The following is a 21,159-nucleotide window of genomic DNA, read 5'->3' on the forward strand; positions in this document are numbered from 1 at the left end:
GGTCAAGCTCAGGGTGAATGCCGGCGGGCATGGCGAGGGCCCCTGCCCTCGCCCCCCGTTGCCGGTCAGGTGATGATTTCCGGCACCACGTCGCCGAAGACGGTCGTCGCCTTCTCCTGGCGGCCCTGGTACTGGAAGGTCAGCTTGCGGTGGTCGAGGCCCAGCTGGTGCAGCAGCGTGGCCTGCAGGTCGTAGGTGTCGACGATGCCGGACGTGGCGCGCAGGCCGATCTCATCGGTGGCCCCGTGGGTGTAGCCGGCCTTGATGCCGCCGCCGGCAATCCACGAGGTGAAGCCCCACGGGTTGTGGTCGCGCCCGTCGCCGGTCTGGCCGTAAGGCGTGCGGCCGAACTCGGAGGTCCACACCACCAGCGTGTCCTTCAGCAGGCCGCGGGCCTCCAGGTCGGCAAGCAGGCCGGCGATCGGCTTGTCCACCAGCTTGGCCATCGTGCCGTGGTTCTTCTCGATGTTGTTGTGGGCGTCCCAGTCCGGCAGGCTGTCGTCCGGCGAGCCGGAGATCACATGCACGAAGCGCACGCCCTTCTCCACCAGGCGGCGGGCCCGCAGCAGGTTGGTGCCATATTCCACCGTGCCCTTGTCGTCGAGGCCGTAGAGCTTCTTGGTGGCGTCGGTCTCCTTGGACAGGTCAACTGCCTCCGGCGCCGATTTCTGCATGCGGTAAGCCAGGTCGTAGGAGCGCAAGCGGGCCTCCAGCTCGGTATCCGCCGGGAAGCGCGCGGTGGTGCGCTGGTTGAGGGTCTTCAGCAGCTCCAGCGTGTTGCGCTGTTCCGCGTCGGACACGCCGGCCGGGCGGTCCAGGTACATGATCGGCGAATCGCCCTGGCGGAAGGCCGTGCCCTGGTACACCGCCGGCAGGAAGCCGGAGCTCCAGATCACCTGGCCGCGCCCGCCGCCGCCGGTGCTGCGCCCGTTGGCGAGCACGACGAAGGCCGGCAGGTCGGGGTTGTTGGTGCCCAGGCCGTACTGGATCCACGAGCCGAGGGCCGGACGGCCCGGCACCAGGCCGCTGGTGTGCAGCTTGAGGGACGCGATGACGTGGGTCGAACCTTCGGTCTTGCTACCCTTCAGGAAGCAGATCTTGTCGGCGTGCTGGGCCAGGTTGGGCACCAGGTCGGAGAACCAGGCGCCGCTCTCGCCGTACTGCTTCCAGGTGCGCTTGGTGGCGTAGAGGGCGCCGACGCCGCCGTCGGTGGCCGTCTTGAGGTTCTTGGAGAAGGAATCGGGCAGCGGCTGGCCGTGCAGCTTGACCAGCTCCGGCTTGTAGTCGAACAGGTCGAGGGTAGACGGGGCGCCGGCCATGTGCAGCCAGATCACCGCCTTGGCCTTGGGCGTGTGGTGGGGCTGCTTGGGGGCCAGCGGGTCGAGGTATTCCGCAGCCTGCACGGAGGAGATGAGGCCGCCGCCGGGCAGCACGCCGCTGAAGGCGAAGGCGCCGATGCCATAGCCGGCATTGACGAGGAAGCGACGACGGGCGTTGTGATCGTGAGTCATGATGTATGTGTTCCTGCCTTGTTCTCGGTACGGCGCTTACAGGCGGTAGAGGAATTCGTTGGAGTTCACCACGGCGTGGACCAGCTCCACGAAGGCGGCGCTACGGGCCGGGCTGGCCTTGTCCTTGGTCGTTGCCTTGGCACCGCCGGCGCTGCTTTCGCCGTCCTCATCGGACGCCTTTGCCAGCTTGGCCTGCTGGGTGTCCAGGTAAGACAGCAGCGTGGCGCGCTCGAACTTGTCCGGGCTGCGGCCGTACAGCGTCTTGAAGAGACCGTCCACCTTCTCGCGCACGACGCCGGCATCCTTGGCGCCAACCGGGGCAACCACCTTCTTTCCGCCGGAGATCTGACCGGCGACGACCTTCTCTTCCTTGTCCAGGAAGGCCAGCAGGGAGTCCTTCTCGGTCTTGTCCGGGTTGCGGCCGAAGGCGATCTGGTACAGACGGTCGAGGCGCGCGTTGTCGTTCTCGCCCGCTTCGCGGATCACACGGCCGGCCAGTGCCTTCGACCATTCGAAGACCAGGTCGCTATTGACCAGGGCCAGCGCCTGCGGCGCGGTGGTGGTCACCTCGCGGCGGCCATGGACCAGCTGCGGGTTGGCCCAGTCGAAGGTGTCGAGCAGCGGATACGGCGTATTGCGGCGCACGAAGATGTAGGCGCTGCGGCGGTGCTGGTCGGCCAGGCTGTCAGAGACTTTCCACGCATTGCGGTTATCGAAATTGACCGGCACCGGCGGGAACACCGACGGACCACCGATCTTCTCTTCGAGCAGGCCGGCGGCGTACAGCAGGGAGTCGCGCACCTGCTCCGCGTCCAGGCGCTGGCGCGGGAAGTAGGCGAGCAGCCTGTCCTCCGGATCGATGCTGACCAGCTCCTCGCGGTGGTCGGACGACTGGCGATAGACGCTGGACAGCAGGATTTCCTTCTGCAGCTTCTTCACGCTCCAGCCGTTCTTCACGAAGCTGTCGGCCAGGTAATCGAGCAGCGCCGGATTGACCGGCTTCTGGCCCATCTTGCCGAAGTCGTTGACGGTATCCACCAGGCCGCGGCCGAAGTAGGTGTTCCACACCCGATTCACCAGCACCCGTGCGGTGAGCGGGTTGGATGGGCTGGCGATCCAGTTGGCGAGCGCGGTGCGCCGGCCGGACGAAGTGCCGGTCGGCACGATCTGCGGGTTCTGGCCGCCGGACAGGGCCGCCGGCAACGCCGGCTGGACTTCTTCCAGCTTGCGGTCGTAGATGCCCTTGAAGAGCACGAAGGTGGACGGCGAATCGCTGTGGCCGAGCTCGGTGGCGGTAGAGATGTTGCCCGGGTCCTTCGGCTTGAGCTCGTCGAACTTCTTCAGCTCGGCCACTACCTTCTCGTACTCCGCGTATTGGGTCTTGTCCTTCTCCTTCATCTGGTTGGCCGCGTTGCGGGTGCGGCCGGACATGGTCCACAGGTTGCGGTGGTAGATCCAGCGGTCGTAGGCGTTGCGCTCGTTTTCCGGCTTGGTGATGGACTCGCGGGTCTCCGGCACGAAGCCGAGCAGGCGGTCCGCCTCCAGCTTGTCGATGTAGGGCTTGAGCAGGGTTTCCTGCTTGGCGCGGACGTCCTTGGTGGCCGCTTCCCACTTGGCGAGCTTGGCCGAGTAGTCGGCCAGCTCCTTGCCGGACAGCGGCGTGACGTCGTCGCGGAAGCTGGTGTTAACGAAGTAGGCCTGAAGCTGGTAGTACTCCTTCTGGCTGAACTTGTCGAACTTGTGGTTGTGGCACTGGGCGCAGTTGGCGGTGGTGGCCAGGAACACCGAGCTGACCGTGTCGGTCAGGTCGTTGGCGATCTCCTGCTTCTTCAGGTTGAGGTCGCGGGCGTTGATCTCGTCCGGGAAGTTGCGCAGGAAGCCGGTCGCCACCAGGGCGTCCTTCCGGTCAGGCCACAGCTCGTCGCCGGCCAGTTGCTCCTTGATGAAGACGTCGTAGGGCTTGTCGTCGTTGAAGGCCTTGATGACGTAGTCCCGGTAACGCCACATGTTGGGCCGGGTGCCGTCGGTGTTGTAGCCGTCACTGTCGGCGTGGCGGGTCAGGTCGAGCCAGCGGCGGCCCCAGCGCTCGCCGTAGCGCGGCGACGCGAGCAGGCGGTCCACCAGCTTCTCGTAGGCGTTGGGCGACTTGTCGTTGACGAAGGCCTTGACCTCCTCGGGGGTCGGGATGATGCCCCACGTATCCAGCGTGACGCGGCGGATCAGCGTGGCCCGGTCCGCATCGGGGGACGGCTTGATGCCCTTGGCTTCGAGTTGGGCCAGGATGTGGGCGTCGATCGGGCTGCGCACCCATTTGGCGTCCTTCACGGCCGGCGTGGCTGGACGCGCGACGGCCTGGTAGGCCCAGTGCTGCTGGCTCTGGGCCGAGCGGGCAGGACGTGCCGGCTCGGCGGATGCGTCGGGCGCGGCGTCGGCGGCCAGCACGGCCACCGACTCCAGACTCATGACCCCGACCAGGCTCCAGGCCACCGCCAGGGATGCGGCTTTTCTCTTCATCGTTTCAACTCCATGTGCCTGCGTCAACTCTTCACCGAACCGACGCATAGAAAACCTGCATTCGGTTCAGCGGGCAGCCGGAGCGGCCGCCATCGATGCCGGCGTCGGCGACATGGCCAAGTGCGGGCTCTTCATTGCCGTGAACCTTCCAATGACAGATTGGATGAGCCGACGCGTGCGCATCGGCATGCAGGCTTTCAGCAGAATCCATGCCGCTTCATACCGGCATGGATTCCATGGTCATTGAATGGCAATCAAGAATTCAATTTTTCAATCGCTTACAAAATCTCCAAAACCCGGGGGAAATCCCTCCCGACGGCCTCCGCGACGACGGCTGAACCGCCGGCCTGCTGCGCGGCCAGCACCGCGCGCAGCGCAAATGCTGCACCGCCAACAGGCGCTGCATCGCCCCACGCAGTGTCGCGTCAGCGCTGCGCGGACAGGTAGTTCGCCAGCGCCCTCACCTCCTCGTCGCTGAGGGACTTGGCGATGCGGTTCATCACCCCGTCGCGGCTGTTGCTGCGGTCGCCGCTACGCCAGTCGAGCAGCTGCTTCTCCAGGTAGCGCCACTCCTGCCCGCCGATCGGCGGCGAGGCGGCACCCAGGCCGGCGATGCCCTTCCCGGCCGGTCCGTGGCAGGCCACGCAAGCATCCACGCCGCGGGCCGGGTCACCCCCCTCGAAGAGCTTCCGCCCCAGCGGATCGTCGCCCTTGCCGTCACCCGCCATCGCCTTCTGGCTGGCGAAGTACGCGGCGATGTCCGCGATGTCGGCCGGATCGACGGTCCGCGCCATCACCGTCATCACATCGTGCTTGCGCGCGCCGCTGCGGAAATCCGCAATCTGCTTGACGATGTAGTCGGCAGGCAGGCCGCCGAGCTTGGGGTGCCGGCCCTCGGAGCTGGCACTCTGGTCGAAGCCATGCCCGTCGACTCCGTGGCACTCCTGGCAGCGCTCGTCGTCCGACTTGCGGGCGCCGGCAAGCGGATCGCCGCCACGCGGTGCGGAGGCGGCCACGACAGGCGCCGCCCCCGTTACCGGCTTCCCCTTGCTCTTCATTGCCTGGGCCGCCACCGGCCCGGACAGGAAGGCTGCCAGCAACACGGCGGCGCAGCCTCCCGCGCCCCAGGCCAGGCCCGGAGCCTTGCGAACTTTCACACTCAAACGATGACCCTCAGCGCCTTGCGGACGCCAGCCGCGTCACCGTCTCGAGCGCCTTCTCGACGTTCTCCACCGGTGCCACGCCGCCGATCGTCGCGGCGACCTGGCCATCCGACCCAACGACGAAGGTCACGCGGTCCACGCGGCCGTGGTCGATGTCCTCGCCGCGGGTGTCCTTGCGCCCGGCCGGCACGTCGGCCACGGCCAGATTGAAGGACTTGGCGATCTTGCCGTCCGGATCGGATGCCACCGCAACCTTGCTGGCGCAATATTGCGGGTCTGCCGAGAAGGCGTTGAGCCGCTTGATGCTGTCGAGGGACACGCCGATCACCGTCGCACCGGCGGCGCTGAACTTGTCGATGTTCTCGGCGAAGGTGTGGGCCTGCAGGTTGCAGCCGCCGGTGAAGGCCGACGGGTAGAAATAGACCACCACCGGCCCCTTCTTGAGCGCGTCGCGGAAGGAGTAGTTGAAGGCCTTGCCTGCCAGCGAAGCCTGGGCGCTGAATTCCGGTGCCTTGTCGCCCTCGTTGAGGGCCGCGAACGCGGGCGCCGCGAGCACGCCGGCGAGCAGCAGGCCGGACAGTAGAGATCGCTTCATGCGGGATCCAATTGGGGAATTATGTTGTTCGTCGGATGGCGCACTGCGCCACCCTGCAGGAATGGCGGGCGCCGGTTGTCCCGGCACCCGCCCGGCAGCGCCAGCGCTTAGGCCAGCACTTCCTTGACGACCTTGCCGTAGACCACCGTCGGACGCTCGGAGCGGCCGTTGTTCAGGAAGGTGGTCTTGAGGTGGTCGAGGCCCATCAGGTGCAGCACGGTGGCGTGCAGGTCGTAGGTATCCACGCCCTTTTCCTTGTCCGCCACCTGCAGGCCGATCTCGTCGGTCTCACCGTAGGTGAAGCCGGCCTTCAGGCCGCCGCCGGCCAGCCACTGGGTGTAGCCCCACGGGTTGTGGTCGCGGCCGGTGCCGCTCTCGCCCCACGAGGTGCGGGAGAACTCGGAGGCCCACACCACCAGCGTGGTGTCGAGGAAGCCGAGGGCCTTCAGGTCGGTCAGCAGGCCGGCGATGGGCTTGTCCACCATGCGCGCCTGGGTGGCGTGGTTGCCGTCCAGGTCGCTGTGGGCGTCCCAGCTGCGGCGCTCCTGGTCGGAGATGTTGCTGGGGTAGCCGGACACCACCTGCACGAAGCGCACACCGCGCTCCACCAGGCGGCGGGCACGCAGCAGCACCTTGCCGTAGCTCTCGCTGGTCGGGTCGTCGATGCCGTACAGCTTGAGGGTGGCTTCGGACTCCTTGGAGAGATCCACCGCCGCCGGCGCGGCTGCCTGCATGCGGTCGGCCAGCTCGTAAGACTCCAGACGGGCGCGCAGCTCGGTGTCGGACGGGCGACGATCGCCACCGAAGCGGTTGAGTTGCTTCAGCAGGTCCAGCGACGCGCGCTGCTGTGCGGCGGAGCGCAGGTCCGGGCGCTCCAGGTACAGGATGGGGGACTCGCCCGGACGGAAGGCGGTGCCCTGATAGACCGCCGGCAGGAAGCCGGAGCTCCAGTTCACCGAGCCGGCGCTGGGTTCCTGCTCGCCGTTGTAGAGCACCACGTAGGGCGGCAGATCCGGGTTCAGGGAGCCCAGCGCGTAGGTGATCCATGCGCCCAGCGACGGACGGCCCGGATTCAGGTCGCCGGTGTTGAGCTTGAGGATGGAGATGTCGTGAGTAGCGCCGACGGTCACGCTGGATTTGATGAAGGTCAGCGTGTCGGCGTGCTGGGCCAGGTTGGGCAGCAGGTTGGAGAACCACGCACCGCTCTGGCCGTACTGCTTCCACGTCCGTTCCTTGGAGGCAAACAGCTTGCTGACACCACCCTGGGTGGAGGTTTTGATGCCCTTCAGGAAGGACGCCGGCACCGGCGTACCGGCCAGGCGCTCCAGCTCAGGCTTGTAGTCATAGAGGTCAAGGGTGGAAGGCGCCCCGTTCTGATGCAGCCAGATCACCGACTTGATCTTGCCCGGGAAGTGCGGCTGCTTGGCTGCCAGCGGGTCGATCAGTTCGGCGGCGGTGGCCGCGTTGATGTAGCCGATACCGGGGATGAAGCCGGTCGCAGCAGCTGCGCCCAGTCCGAGGCCGCTCTTGAGCAGGAAATCGCGACGGTTGATGCTCATGGTTGTTTTCCTTGTCGTCAGATGTTGGGGTCGATCAGAAGCGGTAGGCGAAGTCGTTGGAGTTGGCGACGGTGTGCACCAGATCCACGAAGGCCGCGCCGCGCACCGGGTTGATGGCACCCGGGTCCTTCAGGCCGATGGGCACCGCGGCCTCGAACTTGCCGTCAGCGACCTTCTTCTGGACGATCGCCTCTTCCTTGTTCAGGAACTCCTTCAGCGCCGCCAGCTCGGTCTTGTTCGGCTCGCGGGAGAACAGGATCTGGTACAGGCGGCTGAGCTGGGCGGACTGCTCCTTGCCCGCTTCGTTGATGATCCGGCCAGCCAGCGCCTGCGACCAATTCACCACGATGTCGCTGTTGAACAGGGTCAGCGCCTGCAGCGGAGTGGTGGTCACGTCACGCTTGTGGTGGGCCTGCGACGGGTTGGCCGGGTCGAAGTTCTGCAGCAGCGGGTACGGCAGGCTGCGGCGGCTGAAGATGTAGATGCTGCGGCGGTTCCAGTCGGCCTTGTCCTTGGACACGGTCCATTGGCGGTTGCCGTCGAAGTCGGCCTGGCCGCCTTCCAGCACCTTGGCGATCGGCGGGAAGACGGACGGACCACCGACCACGTCGGTCAGCTGGCCGGACGCGTACAGCAGCGCATCGCGGATTTCCTCGGCTTCCAGGCGCTTGCGCGGATAGACCGCCAGCAGCTGGTTCTTCGGATCGAGCTTGGCGACGTCCGCGCGCTCTTCGGACGACTGGCGATAGACCGCCGACAGCAGGATCTCCTTGTGCAGCTTCTTGACGCTCCAGCCGTTCTTCACGAAGGTGCTGGCCAGGTAGTCGAGCAGTTCCGGATTGGTCGGCTTCTCGCCGGCACGGCCGAAGTCGGCGACGGTCGGCACGATGCCCTTGTCGAAATACTGGCTCCACACGCGGTTCGCGTAGACCCGCGGCGTCAGCGGGTTGTTGGGGCTGGCCAGCCAGTTGGCGTAGGCGGTGCGGCGGCCGGACGAGGTGGCGGTCGGCTTGATGTCGAGCTTGTCGCCGCCCCACAGGGTCGGGATGCCGGGCTGCACTTCCTCGGTCGGACGCTCATGGATGCCACCGAAGCGCACGAAGGTCGGCGGCGAGTCGGAATGGCCCAGCTCCGTCGCGGCGGTGAGGTTCACCGAACCGCTGATCGGGCGCAGGTTGTCGAACTTGCGCAGCTCCGCCTGCAGCTTCTGATACTCCTTCCAGGCCGCCACGCGATCGGGCGAGTAATCCTGGTGATCCTTGTTCTCGGCGGTCAGGCGCAGGTAGCCGGCGGTATCGGTATCCGGGTTGAAGACGGTCTTGTGGCGGAAATTCACCCAGCGGTCGAGGGCATTCCATTCGCTCTCGGGCTTGAAGATCGATTCGCGGCTGTCGGTGAGGTAACGCTCCTTCTGGTACTTGATGGCTGCTTCACGGTAAGGCTTGAGGATCGCTGCCTGCTTGTCGCGGATCTCCTTGGTGGCCTCGCGGTACTTGGCCTGCTGCTCGGCGAACTTCTTGTCCCAGGGGGTTTCGGTGCCTTTGGCCAGCGGCGTGCGCTGGTCGAAGGACGTATTGGCGAGGAAGGCCTGCAGCTGGAAGTACTCCTTCTGGCTGACCTTGTCGGACTTGTGGTTGTGGCAGCGGGCGCAGCCGATCGTGGACGCCAGGAAGGTCTCGCCGATGGTGTCGGTGATGTCGGTGGTGATCTGGTACTTGCGCTGCACCAGGTCGCGGGAGTTGGCGTTGTCCGGATAACCGGCGATGAAGCCGGTCGCGATCTTGGCCTCCTGGCTGTCCGGCCACAGCTCGTCGCCGGCCACCTGTTCGCGGATGAAGCGGTCGAAAGGCTTGTCGTCGTTGAAGGCCTTGATCACGTAATCGCGATAGCGCCAGTTGTTCGGGCGAGTCGCATCGTTCTGGAAGCCGGAGCTGTCGGCGTAGCGGGCCAGGTCGAGCCAGCGGCGGGCTTGGCGCTCGCCGAAGTGATGGGAGGCCAGCAGGCGGTCGACGAGCTTTTCGTAGGCGTTCGGCGACTTGTCATTGACGAAGGCCTTGACCTCCTCCGGCGTGGGCAGCAAACCCCAGGCATCGAGCGTTGCGCGGCGGATGAAGGTGGCGCGGTCGGCTTCCGACGAGGGCTTGATGCCGTTTTCCTCGAGACGGGCCAGCACGAACGCATCGATCGGCGTGCGCACCCACTTCTGCTGCTTCACCGCGGGCGCCTGCTGCTCCTTCACCGGCTGATAGGCCCAGCCATTCGGTACCGCCTTGGCAGCTACCGTCGCGGGCGCCGCCGCAGCCTTGCCATCCCCTTCCGCGTGAATGGCGGACGCGCCGACTGCCAGGGCAACCGCAATATAGATCCCTTTTCTTTTTGACATCAACCAACTCCCAAAGGCCATTTAACGACAACCGAAAAGCGTCGGACTGGCGAACACGCCGGCCACCACCCGATGCAATTCCTGGAAATAGACAGGGCGTCACGGAAGTCCGGTGAAAGGCAACACCTCGAAGGACGCTCCGCACGCAGCGACCTTTTCAGTCGCATCAAGCGTGCCAATGCCCGGAAAGCGTTGCAAAAGCGTCGCACACCACGGTAAGTCGATGTTCAATAAGGATCTTTCAATAGCGGAGAAGCCCCGGACGGCGGGCTTCGGAAAACCCCTGCGGCGGACGATGTTGAAGCAGCAACACGTCCCGCCAGCGCACTGCTGCCCAGCGCACAGCCCCTGTCCACAGCCAGGCAGGGAATCCGCCTGAAAAATAGGACGTGTCCAATAAGAACCGCACATTCATATCCGGACAAGGGCTGTTCAAATAATCACATTGATAAATCCAAAATTGCACAGAGACAAACAGCATATTTTTTATGAATAAGCAAAAACATATTCATGAATACGCACATCGACTTTAATTTTTCAATTTAAAACAAGCACAAGGGTCGCACATAGCTACCGATCGACAAGTCGTCAAACAGAACATTTGGATTGGCACATCGGTTGCTGAGGGCATTTCGTCCATTTACATCTCAATAGAAAACGAAAGCTGCCACCATGACCGACCGATCCCGCCGAACACCTGATCCCTATTCAGCGTTTCCGCCCGCCTTTCGCCGCAAGCCGATTGCCGCGCTGCTGATTGCCGGTCTGGCCATTTCGTCAAACTCCCTCCACGCCGCCGACGAGAAGACCGCGACTGAATTGCAGGGCGAACTGAACCGGGCCAATGCAGAGATCCAGCAGCTCAGGAAGGAACTCGAAAAATCGCGCAGTACGCCCACCGCCGCCGCGCCGGCGGCCACGCCTGCAGTGGCAGTGCCGCCGACGCCCGAGGAGGCCGCCGAAGCCGTCAAACCCCAGTCCCTCGATTCGGTGGTGATCCGCAGCCGCCGCCAGCTGGAAAAACTCCACGACGTGCCGGTATCGGTTTCCGTGGTATCCGGCGGCGAGTTGGCTCGCGAGCAGGCCTCCGACTTCGAGGCCATCACCAAGCGCCTCGGCAACATCACCTTCAACCAGAACAACACCCGCGGCTCGTCCCTGTCGATCCGCGGCCTCGGCCGGCGCGGCTTCACCGAGACCCAGGACCCCAGCGTCGGCATCATCGTCGACGGCGTGCCCTACGGCCTCTCTCAGCTCGGCAACTTCGACTTCTACGACATCCAGTCGGTGGAAGTGGCGCGCGGCCCGCAAGGCACGCTGCAGGGCAAGGGCGCCAGCGCCGGCGCACTCACGATCACCAGCAAGGCACCATCCTTCACGCCCAGCTCCGACCTGGAGATCACCTACGGCCAGAGGGAAACCGTGATGCTGAAAGGCTCCCTCGGCGGCCCGATCATCGACGACCTGCTGGCCTGGCGCGGCTCCTTCATCGTGGACAACCAGCGCGGCTATTACACCGTCGCGGAGGACTCGAACAAGCAGCTCGACACCATGTACAACCGCAACCGGGTCAGCGCCCGCACCCAGTTCCTGCTGACCCCATCGCCAGACTTCAATGCCAAACTGAGCGTGGACATCCAGCCGCGCGCGCCGCAGTTGCAGAACGGCCTGACCAACTTCGTGGACACGCCGCTCAACTACGCCAACGGCACGCTGGTGGATCCCAGCGGCACCGGCAACCGCACGCGCCTCAACCGCAGCTGGTTCGCCGGCCGCAGTTTCGACTACAACACCTTCATCAACAGCGTCACCCGCGAAGGCAAGGTCTACCAGAACGAAACCCAGGGCCAGATCGCCTCCAGCAACGGCGCCGTTGCGGAACTCAACTACAACCTCAACGACACCCATACCCTCACGTCGATCACCGGCTACCGCCAATACACCTTCCAGGCCCGCAACGACGAAGGCACGCCCTTCGACATCAGCAAGCTGGGCGGCGGCAGCGTGTTCTACAACCAGACCAGCCAGGAATTCCGCCTGACCGGCAAGCCGAACAAGCTCATCGACTACCAGACCGGCATCTTCCTGCTGCGCACCGAGGACGAGGTCGAATCCCGCTCCGGCTACGGCGCCGACGCCGGCGCCTGGTTCGCCAACAACGCCCAGTACGGCACCCTCATCACCAGCGCCGGCACCAACGTTGGCGCAGGTCGATCGCTGGCCACCGACTCCCTGAATGGGCTCTATAAGTGGGGCGAGCAGTACATCAAGAGCTTCAGCAAGGCCATCTACGGCCAGGCCAACATCCACCTGACCGACGAGCTGACCATCACCGCCGGCCTGCGCATCGGTACCGAAGCCCGCTCCACGACGCAGTTCAACGCCCTCAACAACTTCGGCTACGGCACCGCGCTGAACCCGGTCTCCGTCCGCATCGACGGGGCCGGCAACACCCAGTCCCTCGGCGGCTTCAGCTCGGTGGCCTACACCACGGCGAGCGTCGCCAACGGCACCGCCGGCAACCTGACCGGCACCAACAGCGCGGCCCAGCTGGCCCAGGCCAACGCCGTCGCGCAGAAGTACTTCGGCGTTTCCAGCTATGCCGAGCTGAGCGTCGCCCAGAAGGCCCAGGTGGCCGCTGCCAAGGCGATCCGCGCCTCGCAGATCGCCACACTGGTCAACAACGTGCGCAGCGACTACAAGGACCAGCTCCACTCCGCAGTGCTGAGCCCGAAGTACAAGATCAACGACGACATCACCGCCTACGCGAGCTGGCAGTACGGCGAGAAGTCCGGCTCGGCGCTGGTGGTGAACGGTATCCCGACCACCGTCAAACCGGAGAAGACCAACGCCTACGAGCTGGGCGTCAAGACCTTCCTGCTCAACAAGACGCTCACGCTCAATGCCGACGTCTTCCTGATGGACATCAAGGATTACCAGCAGACCGTCGTCGCGGTGGATGACTTTGCCACCCAGGACAACATCAAGAACGGCATCGCCAATCCGACCGCCTATGCCAGCGTGCAGGGCAATGTGAACAAGGTGCAGGTCTCCGGCGTCGAGGTGGACGCGACCTACAACGGCATTCCCTTCACGAGCTTCCGCCTGGCGGCGTCCTACAACGACGCCCGCTACAAGGACTTCAAGAACGCCGGCAAGCCGTCCGAACTGGCCTACCTGTCCAACCCCTTCATCGACCGCAGCGGCACGCGGCTGGGCGAAGCCCCGTACTGGCAGGCCAACCTGAGCGGCGAGTACCGCCGGCCGGTGTTCGGCGACAAGGTCTTCCACGCCAGCTTCACCACCGCCTACACCGGCAAGGCCAACACCGACGAGCTCATCTCCGACTACGCGTGGGTACCCGACCACGCCACCACCGACCTGGCCATCGGCCTCGGCCACGTCAGGGGCAACTACGACGTGACCTTCATCGCCAAGAACGCCTTCAATGACACCGCCCACGAGCAGGGCTGGGCCAGCTACACGCCCTACCCCTACCCCCGCTGGTACGGCATCGTGTTCAGCGGCAAGCTCTGATCCGGATGGACTGATCTGAAATGCGCCCGCCCCGCTACCGGGCGGGCGCAGCTGCATCGCAACAAACAATCTGAATGCGCGACTGCTGCCTAATCAGCACCCCCATCGTTTTTCATTTGCTTACGTCTTTTTCACAATTCTTATCCGTCATTACATCAATCACACCAAAGCCGGTAAAAAAATCACTTTATTTCCACGACTTATTGGATGGAATATGGATTTCCTAATTTCTTATAAGTCCGATTAGCAGGCGTGGCATAGCTATTGCGAAATGTGTCCTCGAATATTTCCAAGAGGAACACTCCCGTCATGACCAGCCACACCCAGGTTCGACCGCGCTCCATCGCCCGTCGCAACGCCGTCCGTTTCCGCCTGTCCCCCGTGGCCGCCGCCATCGCCGCCGTTTCAGTGCTTGCCAGCGGCGCCGTCCACGCCCAGGAAAAATCCAGCGCCGAGCTGCAATCGGAAATCACCCGCCTGAAGCAGGCCCTCGAAAAAGCCCAGCAGGAACTGCAGAAGAAGGAAGGCAGCAGCGCGCCCGCCGCCTCCGCCCCGGCAGCCGCCGAAGCCACCGCACCTGCCAAGGAGGAACCCACCGCCCTCGACGCCGTGGTGATCCGCTCCCGTAACCGCATCGAGCGCCTGCAGGACGTGCCGCTGTCGGTCTCCGTCGTCACCGGCAAGGAGCTCGACCGCCTCGGCGCCGGCGACATCGCCGAGATCACCAAGCGCGCCGGCAACATCTCCTGGAACCAGGGCAACCAGCGCACCTCCAGCCTGTCGATTCGCGGCATCGGCAAGCAGGGCCAGACCGAGGCCCAGGACCCGCCGGTCGGCGTGATCGTGGACGGCGTCAGCTACGCCTACAACGCGCTGACCTCCAGCTTCAACTTCCACGACGTGGAAGCGGTGGAAGTCACCCGCGGCCCTCAAGGCACGCTGCTCGGCAAGAACGCCAGCCTGGGCGCAGTCAACATCGTCACCCGCAAACCCTCGTTCACGCCCAGCGCCGACTACTCCCTGACCTTCGGCCAGCGCGACCGCCTGATCGGCAAGCTGGCCGCCGGCGGCCCGCTGATCGACGACCTGCTCGCCTGGCGCGGCAGCTTCGTCGTCGAAAAGGGCCGCGGCGACATCTACAACCAGAACAACCCCGACCTCACCTACCAGAACATCGAGCGTGTCTCCGGCCGCGTCCAGTTCCTGCTCACGCCGAGCTCCGACTTCAACGCCCGCGTCGCGCTGGAGTTGCAGCCCCGCTCGTCCGAAACCACCAACGGCCGCACCATCTACACGCCGACGCCGGCTACCTACGCCGACGGTTCCAAGAACCCGCTCAGCACCGACGCCTCCACCCGCCTCGGGCGCCGCTGGTTCACCCAGGGCAGCTACAGCTATGCCAACGACTATCTCTATGGCGGCGGCCAGAACGCCGTCAATGTGGATGCAGCCCGCGGCCTGGTCACCGGCAGCCGTGGCTCTTCCGCCGAGCTCAACTGGGACCTGGGCAGCCACACGCTGACCTCCATCTCCGCCTACAAGGACTATCACTTCAATGCAGTCAATGACGAAGGCACGCCCTTCGACATCAACACCAACTCCGGCGGCTTCTGGAACGACTACCGGCAGGTCAGCCAGGAAATCCGCCTGACTTCCAAGCCGGGCGGTTTCGTGGACTACCAGACCGGCCTCTATTTCATCAACGTTCATAACAGCAACGATTACCGCCGTTCGTGGGGGAACGATGCCGGCGCGTGGTTCGCCAGCACGGCCCAGTACAACCGCCTGGATGCTGACGCCGCCGGCCGCTCGCTGATGCAGAACTCCCTCGGCCGGCTGTCCATGTCCTACAACAGCCCGACCGGCTACCAGGCCATCAACAACAAGAGCACGGCGATCTTCGGCCAGGCCAACTGGCACATTTCCGAGCCCTTCACCATCACCACCGGCCTGCGCCTGACCCAGGAAGACCGTACCAACACCGGCAGCAGCTACATCAAGGACAACGGCAACGGCGGTGAGCTGAACCCGGTCTCCGTCAATGGCGTACAACTCGGCGGCTTCAACTCCGACGCCAAGGGCGTGCTGGGCACCAACAATGCAGCGCAACTGGCCGTCGCCGACCTGGTCGCCCAGAAGTACTTCAACCTCGCGTCCTACTCGGCCCTCTCCGCCGCCCAGAAGCAGCAGGTGGCCGATGCCAAGAACATCCGCGCCTCCAACATCGGCGTGGTCTTCAACAGCACCGAGGCCGAGCCCTATCGCGCGGTGCTGCCGGCCTTCGTGATCAGCCCGAGCTACAAGTTCAACAACAACCTGACCACCTACACCTCGTGGCAGCACGGCGAGAAGGCCGGTATCGCCCAGCTCACCAACGGCATCTCCAACCAGGTCAAGCCCGAGAAGAACGACTCCTTCGAGATCGGCTTCAAGTCGGCGCTGCTCGACAAGACGCTGATCCTCAACGCCGACGTCTACGTCACCAACATCCGCGACTACCAGCAGACCACGCGGATCGTTGATGCCTACACCACCAACCTGAAGTCCGACGGCACGGTCTACTACACCAACGCCACCGGCAACGTGCCGAAGGTGCAGTCCAAGGGCGTCGAGTTCGACGGCGTGTATGCCGGCATCAAGAACACCACGATCCGCTTCTCCGGCGCCTACACGGATGCCCGCTACAAGGACTTCAAGAACTCGGCACAACCCAACGAGAACGGCTACACCGGCGCGGCGCCGTACCAGGACGTCTCCGGCCAGACGCTGCCGGGCGCCTCGAAGTGGACCTTCAACGTCGGCGCCGACTACAACCGCCCGGTGTTTGGCGACAAGCTGTTCCACGCCAGCTTCAACACGGCCTATTACAGCCGCTTCAACTCCGACGTCTCCCTGTCCAGCTATTCGTGGATTCCGGACTACAGCGTCACCGACCTGTCGGTGGGCATCGGCAAGGCCGACCGCTCCTACGACGTAAGCCTGCTGGTGAAGAACGCCTTCAACGACAGCACCCCGCTGTCCGCCACCTGGAACAGCTATGTGCCCGCAGTACCCCGCTGGGTCGGCGTGATGTTCACCGGCAAGCTGTAAGCAAGAACCTCCTCGTCTCTCGAGATTCCCCCCGGGGCAACCCGGGGGTTCTTTTTCGGCTACGAGTGCTTTGAATTCAGCAGCGCCCTGCGCCGATTCCAGCAGGCTCTTTGCTGCTGAATTCCAAGCCCTTGATAACAAAGACCCCTCCAGCACAAAGGGAATGGCATCAAGCTTGCCTATTCACCGGGATCGCCACTCCGGCGTCATTCCGGAACCCCGTTTCCGGCCCCTGTCGTCCGCCACAAGAAAGGCATCCCGGTGAAACGTCTCCTGTATCAGATCCATCGCTGGGCCGGCATTGGCCTGGCCTTGTTCATGTTCGTCTGGTTCCTGTCCGGCCTGGTCATCATGTACGCCGCCCCGTCGGCGCTGGGCAAGGCCGAACAACTGGCCCACCGCGAGCGGCTGAACCCCGAGTTCGGCTGGCTGAGCCTCGGCGAAGCGTGGACACGCAGCGCCGCCGGGCGCCCGCAGGGCAAGGCCGTCGTCACCGACGCGCGTCTGGTCCGCCAGGCCAACCAGCCCCTGTGGCTGGTGGAAGACAGCCGCGGCGGACGTTTCGCGCTGTCCGCCACGGACGGCCGCGTACACGAGACCTCCGCCGACGAGGCCACGCAGATCGCGGCCCAGTGGCTGGCCACCGACAGCGAGCCGGTCGCCACCGTGCCGACCTACCTGGACACCGGCATCCAGGACAGCGCCGTACGCAACCACGAAGCGCTGCGCCCCTTCCACCGCTTCACGGTCGGCGACAGCGGGCGCGAGCTGCTGATCTCCGCGCGCACCGGCGAAGTGGTGCGCGACTCGACCCGCCTCGACCGCGCGCTTTACTGGACAGGCAACTGGATCCACCTGCTGCGCCCCCTCGAAACCGCCGGCCTCAGCGCCGACACCCGCCGCACGGTGCTGGCCTGGCTCGGCTTCATCGCCTTCGCGGCCTGCCTCACCGGCCTCATCATCGGCTGGCAGCGCTGGCGGCCGGGCTGGGGCGGCCGCCCCACCTACAGCCAGGGGCGCAAGCAGCCCTACCGGGAGTTCTGGTTCAAGTACCACTTCTGGGCCGGCCTGCTCGGCGGCAGCGCCGCGCTGCTGTGGGCTCTCAGCGGCTACCTGAGCAACAACCCGTTCCAGTTCTTCTCCCCCGCAACGCCCAGCAAGGAGGAACTGGCCCGCTACCAGGGCGCCGAAATGCCGGCCGTGATGCGCGACTGGCATCCGTCCGCCTTCGTCACCGCCGACGAGAGCCGCCGCGTCGTCGAACTCGCCTGGCGCCGTCTCGGCGACCAGGCCGTGCTGGTCGCCCAGTCCGCAGACGGCAGCCGCCAGCCGCACAACGTGGAGGCCAGCGTGAGCGGCTTCGGCGCTGCCGCGCTGGCCCAGGCCGCCGAACGCCTGGCCCCGGGCAGCAAGGTCGCCGCCCAGACCGTTCTCACCGACTACGACAGCTACTACTACCCGCGCCACCACCAGGGCGCCGTCGAGCGCCCGCTGCCGGTGGTCCGCGTGGACCTGGACGACAAGGCCGCCACCCGGCTCTACATCGACCCGCAGGACGGTCGCCTGCTCCTGCGCCAGGACGACAGCCGCCGCGTCTATCGCTGGCTGTACTCCGCGCTGCACCACTGGGACTTCGGCGTGCTCTACCAGCGCCCCGTGTGGGATGCCTGGATGCTGGTGTGGGTGCTGCTCGGCGTGGTGCTCGGCGCCAGCAGCCTGGTGATCGGCTGGAAGCGCCTGCGCCGTACCTTCGAAACCGACAAGCCGAAGCCCAAGGCCAAGCCCGGCAAGCCCCAGGGCGCCGGCCAGCCGCGCCTGGCCGCCGACAGCCCGGCAAGCTGAACACCGCTTTTACAACCGACCTAGGAAACACCGCATGAAGCGCACCACCCTCATCGCCGCCAGCCTCGTCCTCGCCGCCGGCGCCGCCATCGCCCAGCAGGCCACCGAGGCGCCCAAGCTGCCCCTCGGCTTCTTCGTCACCAGCGTCGGTGTCGGCAAGGGTGCCGACCTGGGTGGCCTGGCCGGCGCCGATGCCCACTGCCAGAAGCTGGCCGCCGCCGTCGGCGCCGGCAACCGGACTTGGCACGCCTACCTGAGCACCCAGGCCACCGACGGCCAGCCGGCCGTCAACGCCCGCGACCGCATCGGCAAGGGCCCGTGGGCCAACGCCAAGAACGCCATCGTCGCCAACGACGTGGCCCACCTGCACGGCGACACCGTCGAGCTCGGCCAGCTCGGCAGCAACCTGCACCGCACCACCGCGCTGACCGAGAAGGGCGAGCCGATCAAGGGCGTCGGCGACACCCCGAACCAGCACGACATCATCACCGGCTCCAAGCCCGACGGCCGCGCCTACGCCGACGCCGCCGACCACACCTGCAAGAACTACACGAGCAGCGGCGAAGGCAGCGTGCAGCTGGGCCACTCCGACCGCACCAACCGCGGCGCCACCGGCGGCAACGTGTCGTGGAACTCCACGCACCCGAGCCGCGGCTGCAGCCAGGACGCGCTGATCGCCACCGGCGGCGCCGGCTACTTCTACTGCTTCGCCACCAACTGATCCACCCCGCCCCGGCTTGGCCGGGGCACCCGCACGGGGCAGCTCCCCACCCAACGTCCGCCATGCCTACCTTCTCCTCCGCACGCATTGCCTCCGGCCTGGCCCTTCTGGCCTTGAGCCTGGCTGCAGACGCCGGCTTCGCCGCGTCGTCCCGCGCCAGCACGCCGCAGGTCGAGGCCGAACTCGTCGCCTCCGCCGCCGCCATCCGCCCCGGCGACAAGATCCAGCTCGGCGTGCGCCAGAAGATCATTCCCCACTGGCACACCTACTGGGTCAATCCCGGCGACTCCGGCCTCGCCACGCAGATCGCGTGGAGGTTGCCCGACGGCGCCCGCGCCGGCGACATCCAGTGGCCGACGCCCGGCCGCTTCAAGCTCGGCCCGGTGGTCAACTACGGTTACGAAAACGAGGTCACGCTGCTCACCACCGTCACGGCGCCGGCCACCCTGCCAGCCGGCGGACGCTTTCCGGTGAGGGCCACGGTGGACTGGCTGGTCTGCCAGGAAACCTGCATCCCGCAGCAGGTCGAGCTGGAACTGACGCTGCCCGTGCAGGCCGCCGGCAGCGCCGTCGGCCCCGGCAGTCCGCTGATCGAAGCGGCCCGCGCCCAGCTCCCGGCAAGCACCCCGTGGCCCGTCGAGGCTCACGCCAGCAAAGACGCCCTGACGCTGCGCATCGCCGATGCGCGGCTGGCCGCCCGTTTCGCCAGCCAAGCCCCGGGCGAGCTGTGGTTCTACGCCGAGCAGTGGGGCAAGACCGCCCACGACGCGCCGCAGCCGGTCACCGTCGTCGGCGACAGCCTGGAGATCCGCATCAAGCCCGGCGACGAGCCGCCGAAGGATGGCGAAACCCTCGCCGGCGTGTTGAGCATCCGCGACGATGATGGCCAGACCCGCGGCTACCGCATCGCGGCGCCGGTATCCGTCGCCGCCGGGGCCAGCGCCGTGGCGCCGCCAACCGGCGACAACGCCGGAAGCTCCGATCTCTCCGTCGGCATGGCGGTGCTGCTGGCCCTCGCCGGCGGGCTGATCCTCAACCTGATGCCCTGCGTCTTCCCGGTGCTGTCGATCAAGGCCTTGTCGCTGCTGCGCCACGCTGGCCACGACCGCCGGCTGGTACGCCTGCAGGGCCTCGCCTACACCGGCGGCGTGCTGGCCAGCTTCACCGCCCTCGGCGCCGTGCTGATCGCCCTCAAGGCCGGCGGCGCCCAGGTCGGCTGGGGCTTCCAGTTCCAGTCGCCGCCCTTCGTGCTGGCGGTCGCCTACCTGATGTTCGCGGTTGGCCTCAGCCTGTCCGGCGTGTTCACGCTGGGCGCTTCGGCGGCCGGCATCGGCGCCTCGCTGGCCGACAAGCCGGGTTATGCCGGCAGCTTCTTCACCGGCGTGCTGGCCACTGTGGTCGCCACACCGTGTACCGCCCCCTTCATGGGCGCCGCCCTCGGCTTCGCGCTGGGCCAGCCGGCGCCGGTGCTGCTGGCGGTGTTCCTCAGCCTCGGCCTGGGCCTCGCCCTGCCCTATCTGCTGCTGTGCTTCTGGCCGGCGCTGCAGCGCGCGCTGCCGCGCCCCGGCGTGTGGATGGAACGGGTCAAGCAGGCGCTGGCCTTCCCGATGTACGGCGCCGCCGTTTGGCTGGTGTGGGTGCTGGCCCAGCAGGCCGGCCCCAACGCCATCGCCATCGCACTGGGTGGCATGCTGGCCATCGCCTTCGCCGCGTGGCTGTATAACAGCAGCCGCAACGCCCACGTGTTCGCCCGCCACGGCAGCACCGGCCTGGCCGTGCTGACGCTGCTCACGGCGCTGCTCGGCGGCTACGCCGGCGTGCAGGCCAACGCTGCCACGCCGGCCACCGCCGGCGCCGCCAAGCACGCCTGGGAGCCCTACAGCAAGGTCCGCTTCGACGAACTGCGCGCCGCCGGCAAACCGGTGTTCGTCAATTTCACCGCCGCCTGGTGCATCACCTGCCTGGCCAACGAGAAGGTCGCCCTCAGCGACGCCGGCGTGGCCGACGCCTTCCGCCAGGCCGGCATCACCTACCTGAAGGGCGACTGGACCAACCAGGACCCGCAGATCTCCGCGCACCTGGCCGAATTCGGGCGCAGTGGCGTACCGCTGTACCTGCTCTACCCGGCCGGCGCCAATTCCACGCCGCAGGTGCTGCCCCAGCTGCTCACCCCCGCCACGGTCCTGTCCGCCATCGCCGCGGCCGGGCCGGCCACCGCTTCCCCCAAACTCGCCAAGGAGTAAT

The 21,159-nt window shown here is 66.1% G+C and carries 12 protein-coding genes; 5 read left to right on the forward strand and 7 right to left on the reverse strand.

All coding sequences use genetic code 11. From position 1 onward, the window contains the following. Nucleotides 1-65: 65 nt before the first annotated feature. The 7 genes from AC1PQG_RS15990 to AC1PQG_RS16020 all read right to left on the reverse strand — a co-directional run bounded on the left by AC1PQG_RS15990 (nt 66) and on the right by AC1PQG_RS16020 (nt 9,725). Nucleotides 66-1,511 carry a DUF1501 domain-containing protein gene (locus tag AC1PQG_RS15990; protein WP_481118806.1) on the reverse strand — a complete coding sequence of 482 codons (1,446 nt, stop codon included), beginning with the start codon at nt 1,509-1,511 and terminating at the stop codon, nt 66-68. A gap of 36 nt (nt 1,512-1,547) precedes the next feature. Beyond that, nucleotides 1,548-4,025, reverse strand: coding sequence for a DUF1549 and DUF1553 domain-containing protein (locus AC1PQG_RS15995; protein ID WP_481118807.1), 2,478 nt, complete (start codon nt 4,023-4,025; stop codon nt 1,548-1,550). 31 nt (nt 4,026-4,056) lie between these two features. Next, nucleotides 4,057-4,236: a hypothetical protein gene (locus tag AC1PQG_RS16000; protein ID WP_481118808.1), complete on the reverse strand. Its 180-nt coding sequence runs from the start codon at nt 4,234-4,236 to the stop codon at nt 4,057-4,059. Nucleotides 4,237-4,450: 214 nt separating this feature from the next. After that, nucleotides 4,451-5,182 carry a c-type cytochrome gene (locus AC1PQG_RS16005; RefSeq protein WP_481123022.1) on the reverse strand — a complete coding sequence of 244 codons (732 nt, stop codon included), beginning with the start codon at nt 5,180-5,182 and terminating at the stop codon, nt 4,451-4,453. Nucleotides 5,183-5,198: 16 nt separating this feature from the next. Beyond that, nucleotides 5,199-5,783 (reverse strand): peroxiredoxin, encoded by a 585-nt coding sequence (locus AC1PQG_RS16010; protein ID WP_481118809.1) that lies wholly within the window; start codon nt 5,781-5,783, stop codon nt 5,199-5,201. A gap of 107 nt (nt 5,784-5,890) precedes the next feature. Next, nucleotides 5,891-7,342, reverse strand: coding sequence for a DUF1501 domain-containing protein (locus AC1PQG_RS16015; RefSeq protein WP_481118810.1), 1,452 nt, complete (start codon nt 7,340-7,342; stop codon nt 5,891-5,893). A gap of 34 nt (nt 7,343-7,376) precedes the next feature. After that, a complete protein-coding gene (locus AC1PQG_RS16020) occupies nt 7,377-9,725 on the reverse strand; it encodes a DUF1549 and DUF1553 domain-containing protein (protein WP_481118811.1) in 2,349 nt (782 codons plus the stop codon). A 672-nt stretch (nt 9,726-10,397) separates the two neighbouring features. Here AC1PQG_RS16020 and AC1PQG_RS16025 point away from each other — a divergent pair. The 5 genes from AC1PQG_RS16025 to AC1PQG_RS16045 all read left to right on the forward strand — a co-directional run bounded on the left by AC1PQG_RS16025 (nt 10,398) and on the right by AC1PQG_RS16045 (nt 21,158). Next, nucleotides 10,398-13,262, forward strand: coding sequence for a TonB-dependent receptor (locus AC1PQG_RS16025; protein ID WP_481118812.1), 2,865 nt, complete (start codon nt 10,398-10,400; stop codon nt 13,260-13,262). Between the two features lie 309 nt (nt 13,263-13,571). Continuing rightward, nucleotides 13,572-16,352 carry a TonB-dependent receptor gene (locus AC1PQG_RS16030; RefSeq protein WP_481118813.1) on the forward strand — a complete coding sequence of 927 codons (2,781 nt, stop codon included), beginning with the start codon at nt 13,572-13,574 and terminating at the stop codon, nt 16,350-16,352. Between the two features lie 261 nt (nt 16,353-16,613). Further along, the gene (locus AC1PQG_RS16035) at nt 16,614-18,194 is read left to right on the forward strand and encodes a PepSY domain-containing protein (protein ID WP_481118814.1); all 1,581 of its coding nucleotides are present in this window, start codon (nt 16,614-16,616) and stop codon (nt 18,192-18,194) included. A gap of 34 nt (nt 18,195-18,228) precedes the next feature. Further along, complete coding sequence (locus AC1PQG_RS16040; protein WP_481118815.1) at nt 18,229-18,915, forward strand: lectin; 687 nt, start codon at nt 18,229-18,231, stop codon at nt 18,913-18,915. A gap of 62 nt (nt 18,916-18,977) precedes the next feature. After that, complete coding sequence (locus AC1PQG_RS16045; protein WP_481118816.1) at nt 18,978-21,158, forward strand: protein-disulfide reductase DsbD family protein; 2,181 nt, start codon at nt 18,978-18,980, stop codon at nt 21,156-21,158. Nucleotide 21,159: the final 1 nt, after the last annotated feature.

The organism is Zoogloea sp. GDB6 (genome assembly GCF_056724105.1).

What these genes read in the sequence shown, in the direction of transcription:
- AC1PQG_RS15990 (WP_481118806.1), bottom strand. Translation starts at nt 1,511, where the DNA reads ATGACTCACGATCACAACGCCCGTCGTCGCTTCCTCGTCAATGCCGGC.
- AC1PQG_RS15995 (WP_481118807.1), bottom strand. Translation starts at nt 4,025, where the DNA reads ATGAAGAGAAAAGCCGCATCCCTGGCGGTGGCCTGGAGCCTGGTCGGG.
- AC1PQG_RS16000 (WP_481118808.1), bottom strand. Translation starts at nt 4,236, where the DNA reads ATGGATTCTGCTGAAAGCCTGCATGCCGATGCGCACGCGTCGGCTCAT.
- AC1PQG_RS16010 (WP_481118809.1), bottom strand. Translation starts at nt 5,783, where the DNA reads ATGAAGCGATCTCTACTGTCCGGCCTGCTGCTCGCCGGCGTGCTCGCG.
- AC1PQG_RS16015 (WP_481118810.1), bottom strand. Translation starts at nt 7,342, where the DNA reads ATGAGCATCAACCGTCGCGATTTCCTGCTCAAGAGCGGCCTCGGACTG.
- AC1PQG_RS16020 (WP_481118811.1), bottom strand. Translation starts at nt 9,725, where the DNA reads ATGTCAAAAAGAAAAGGGATCTATATTGCGGTTGCCCTGGCAGTCGGC.
- AC1PQG_RS16025 (WP_481118812.1), top strand. Translation starts at nt 10,398, where the DNA reads ATGACCGACCGATCCCGCCGAACACCTGATCCCTATTCAGCGTTTCCG.
- AC1PQG_RS16030 (WP_481118813.1), top strand. Translation starts at nt 13,572, where the DNA reads ATGACCAGCCACACCCAGGTTCGACCGCGCTCCATCGCCCGTCGCAAC.
- AC1PQG_RS16040 (WP_481118815.1), top strand. Translation starts at nt 18,229, where the DNA reads ATGAAGCGCACCACCCTCATCGCCGCCAGCCTCGTCCTCGCCGCCGGC.
- AC1PQG_RS16045 (WP_481118816.1), top strand. Translation starts at nt 18,978, where the DNA reads ATGCCTACCTTCTCCTCCGCACGCATTGCCTCCGGCCTGGCCCTTCTG.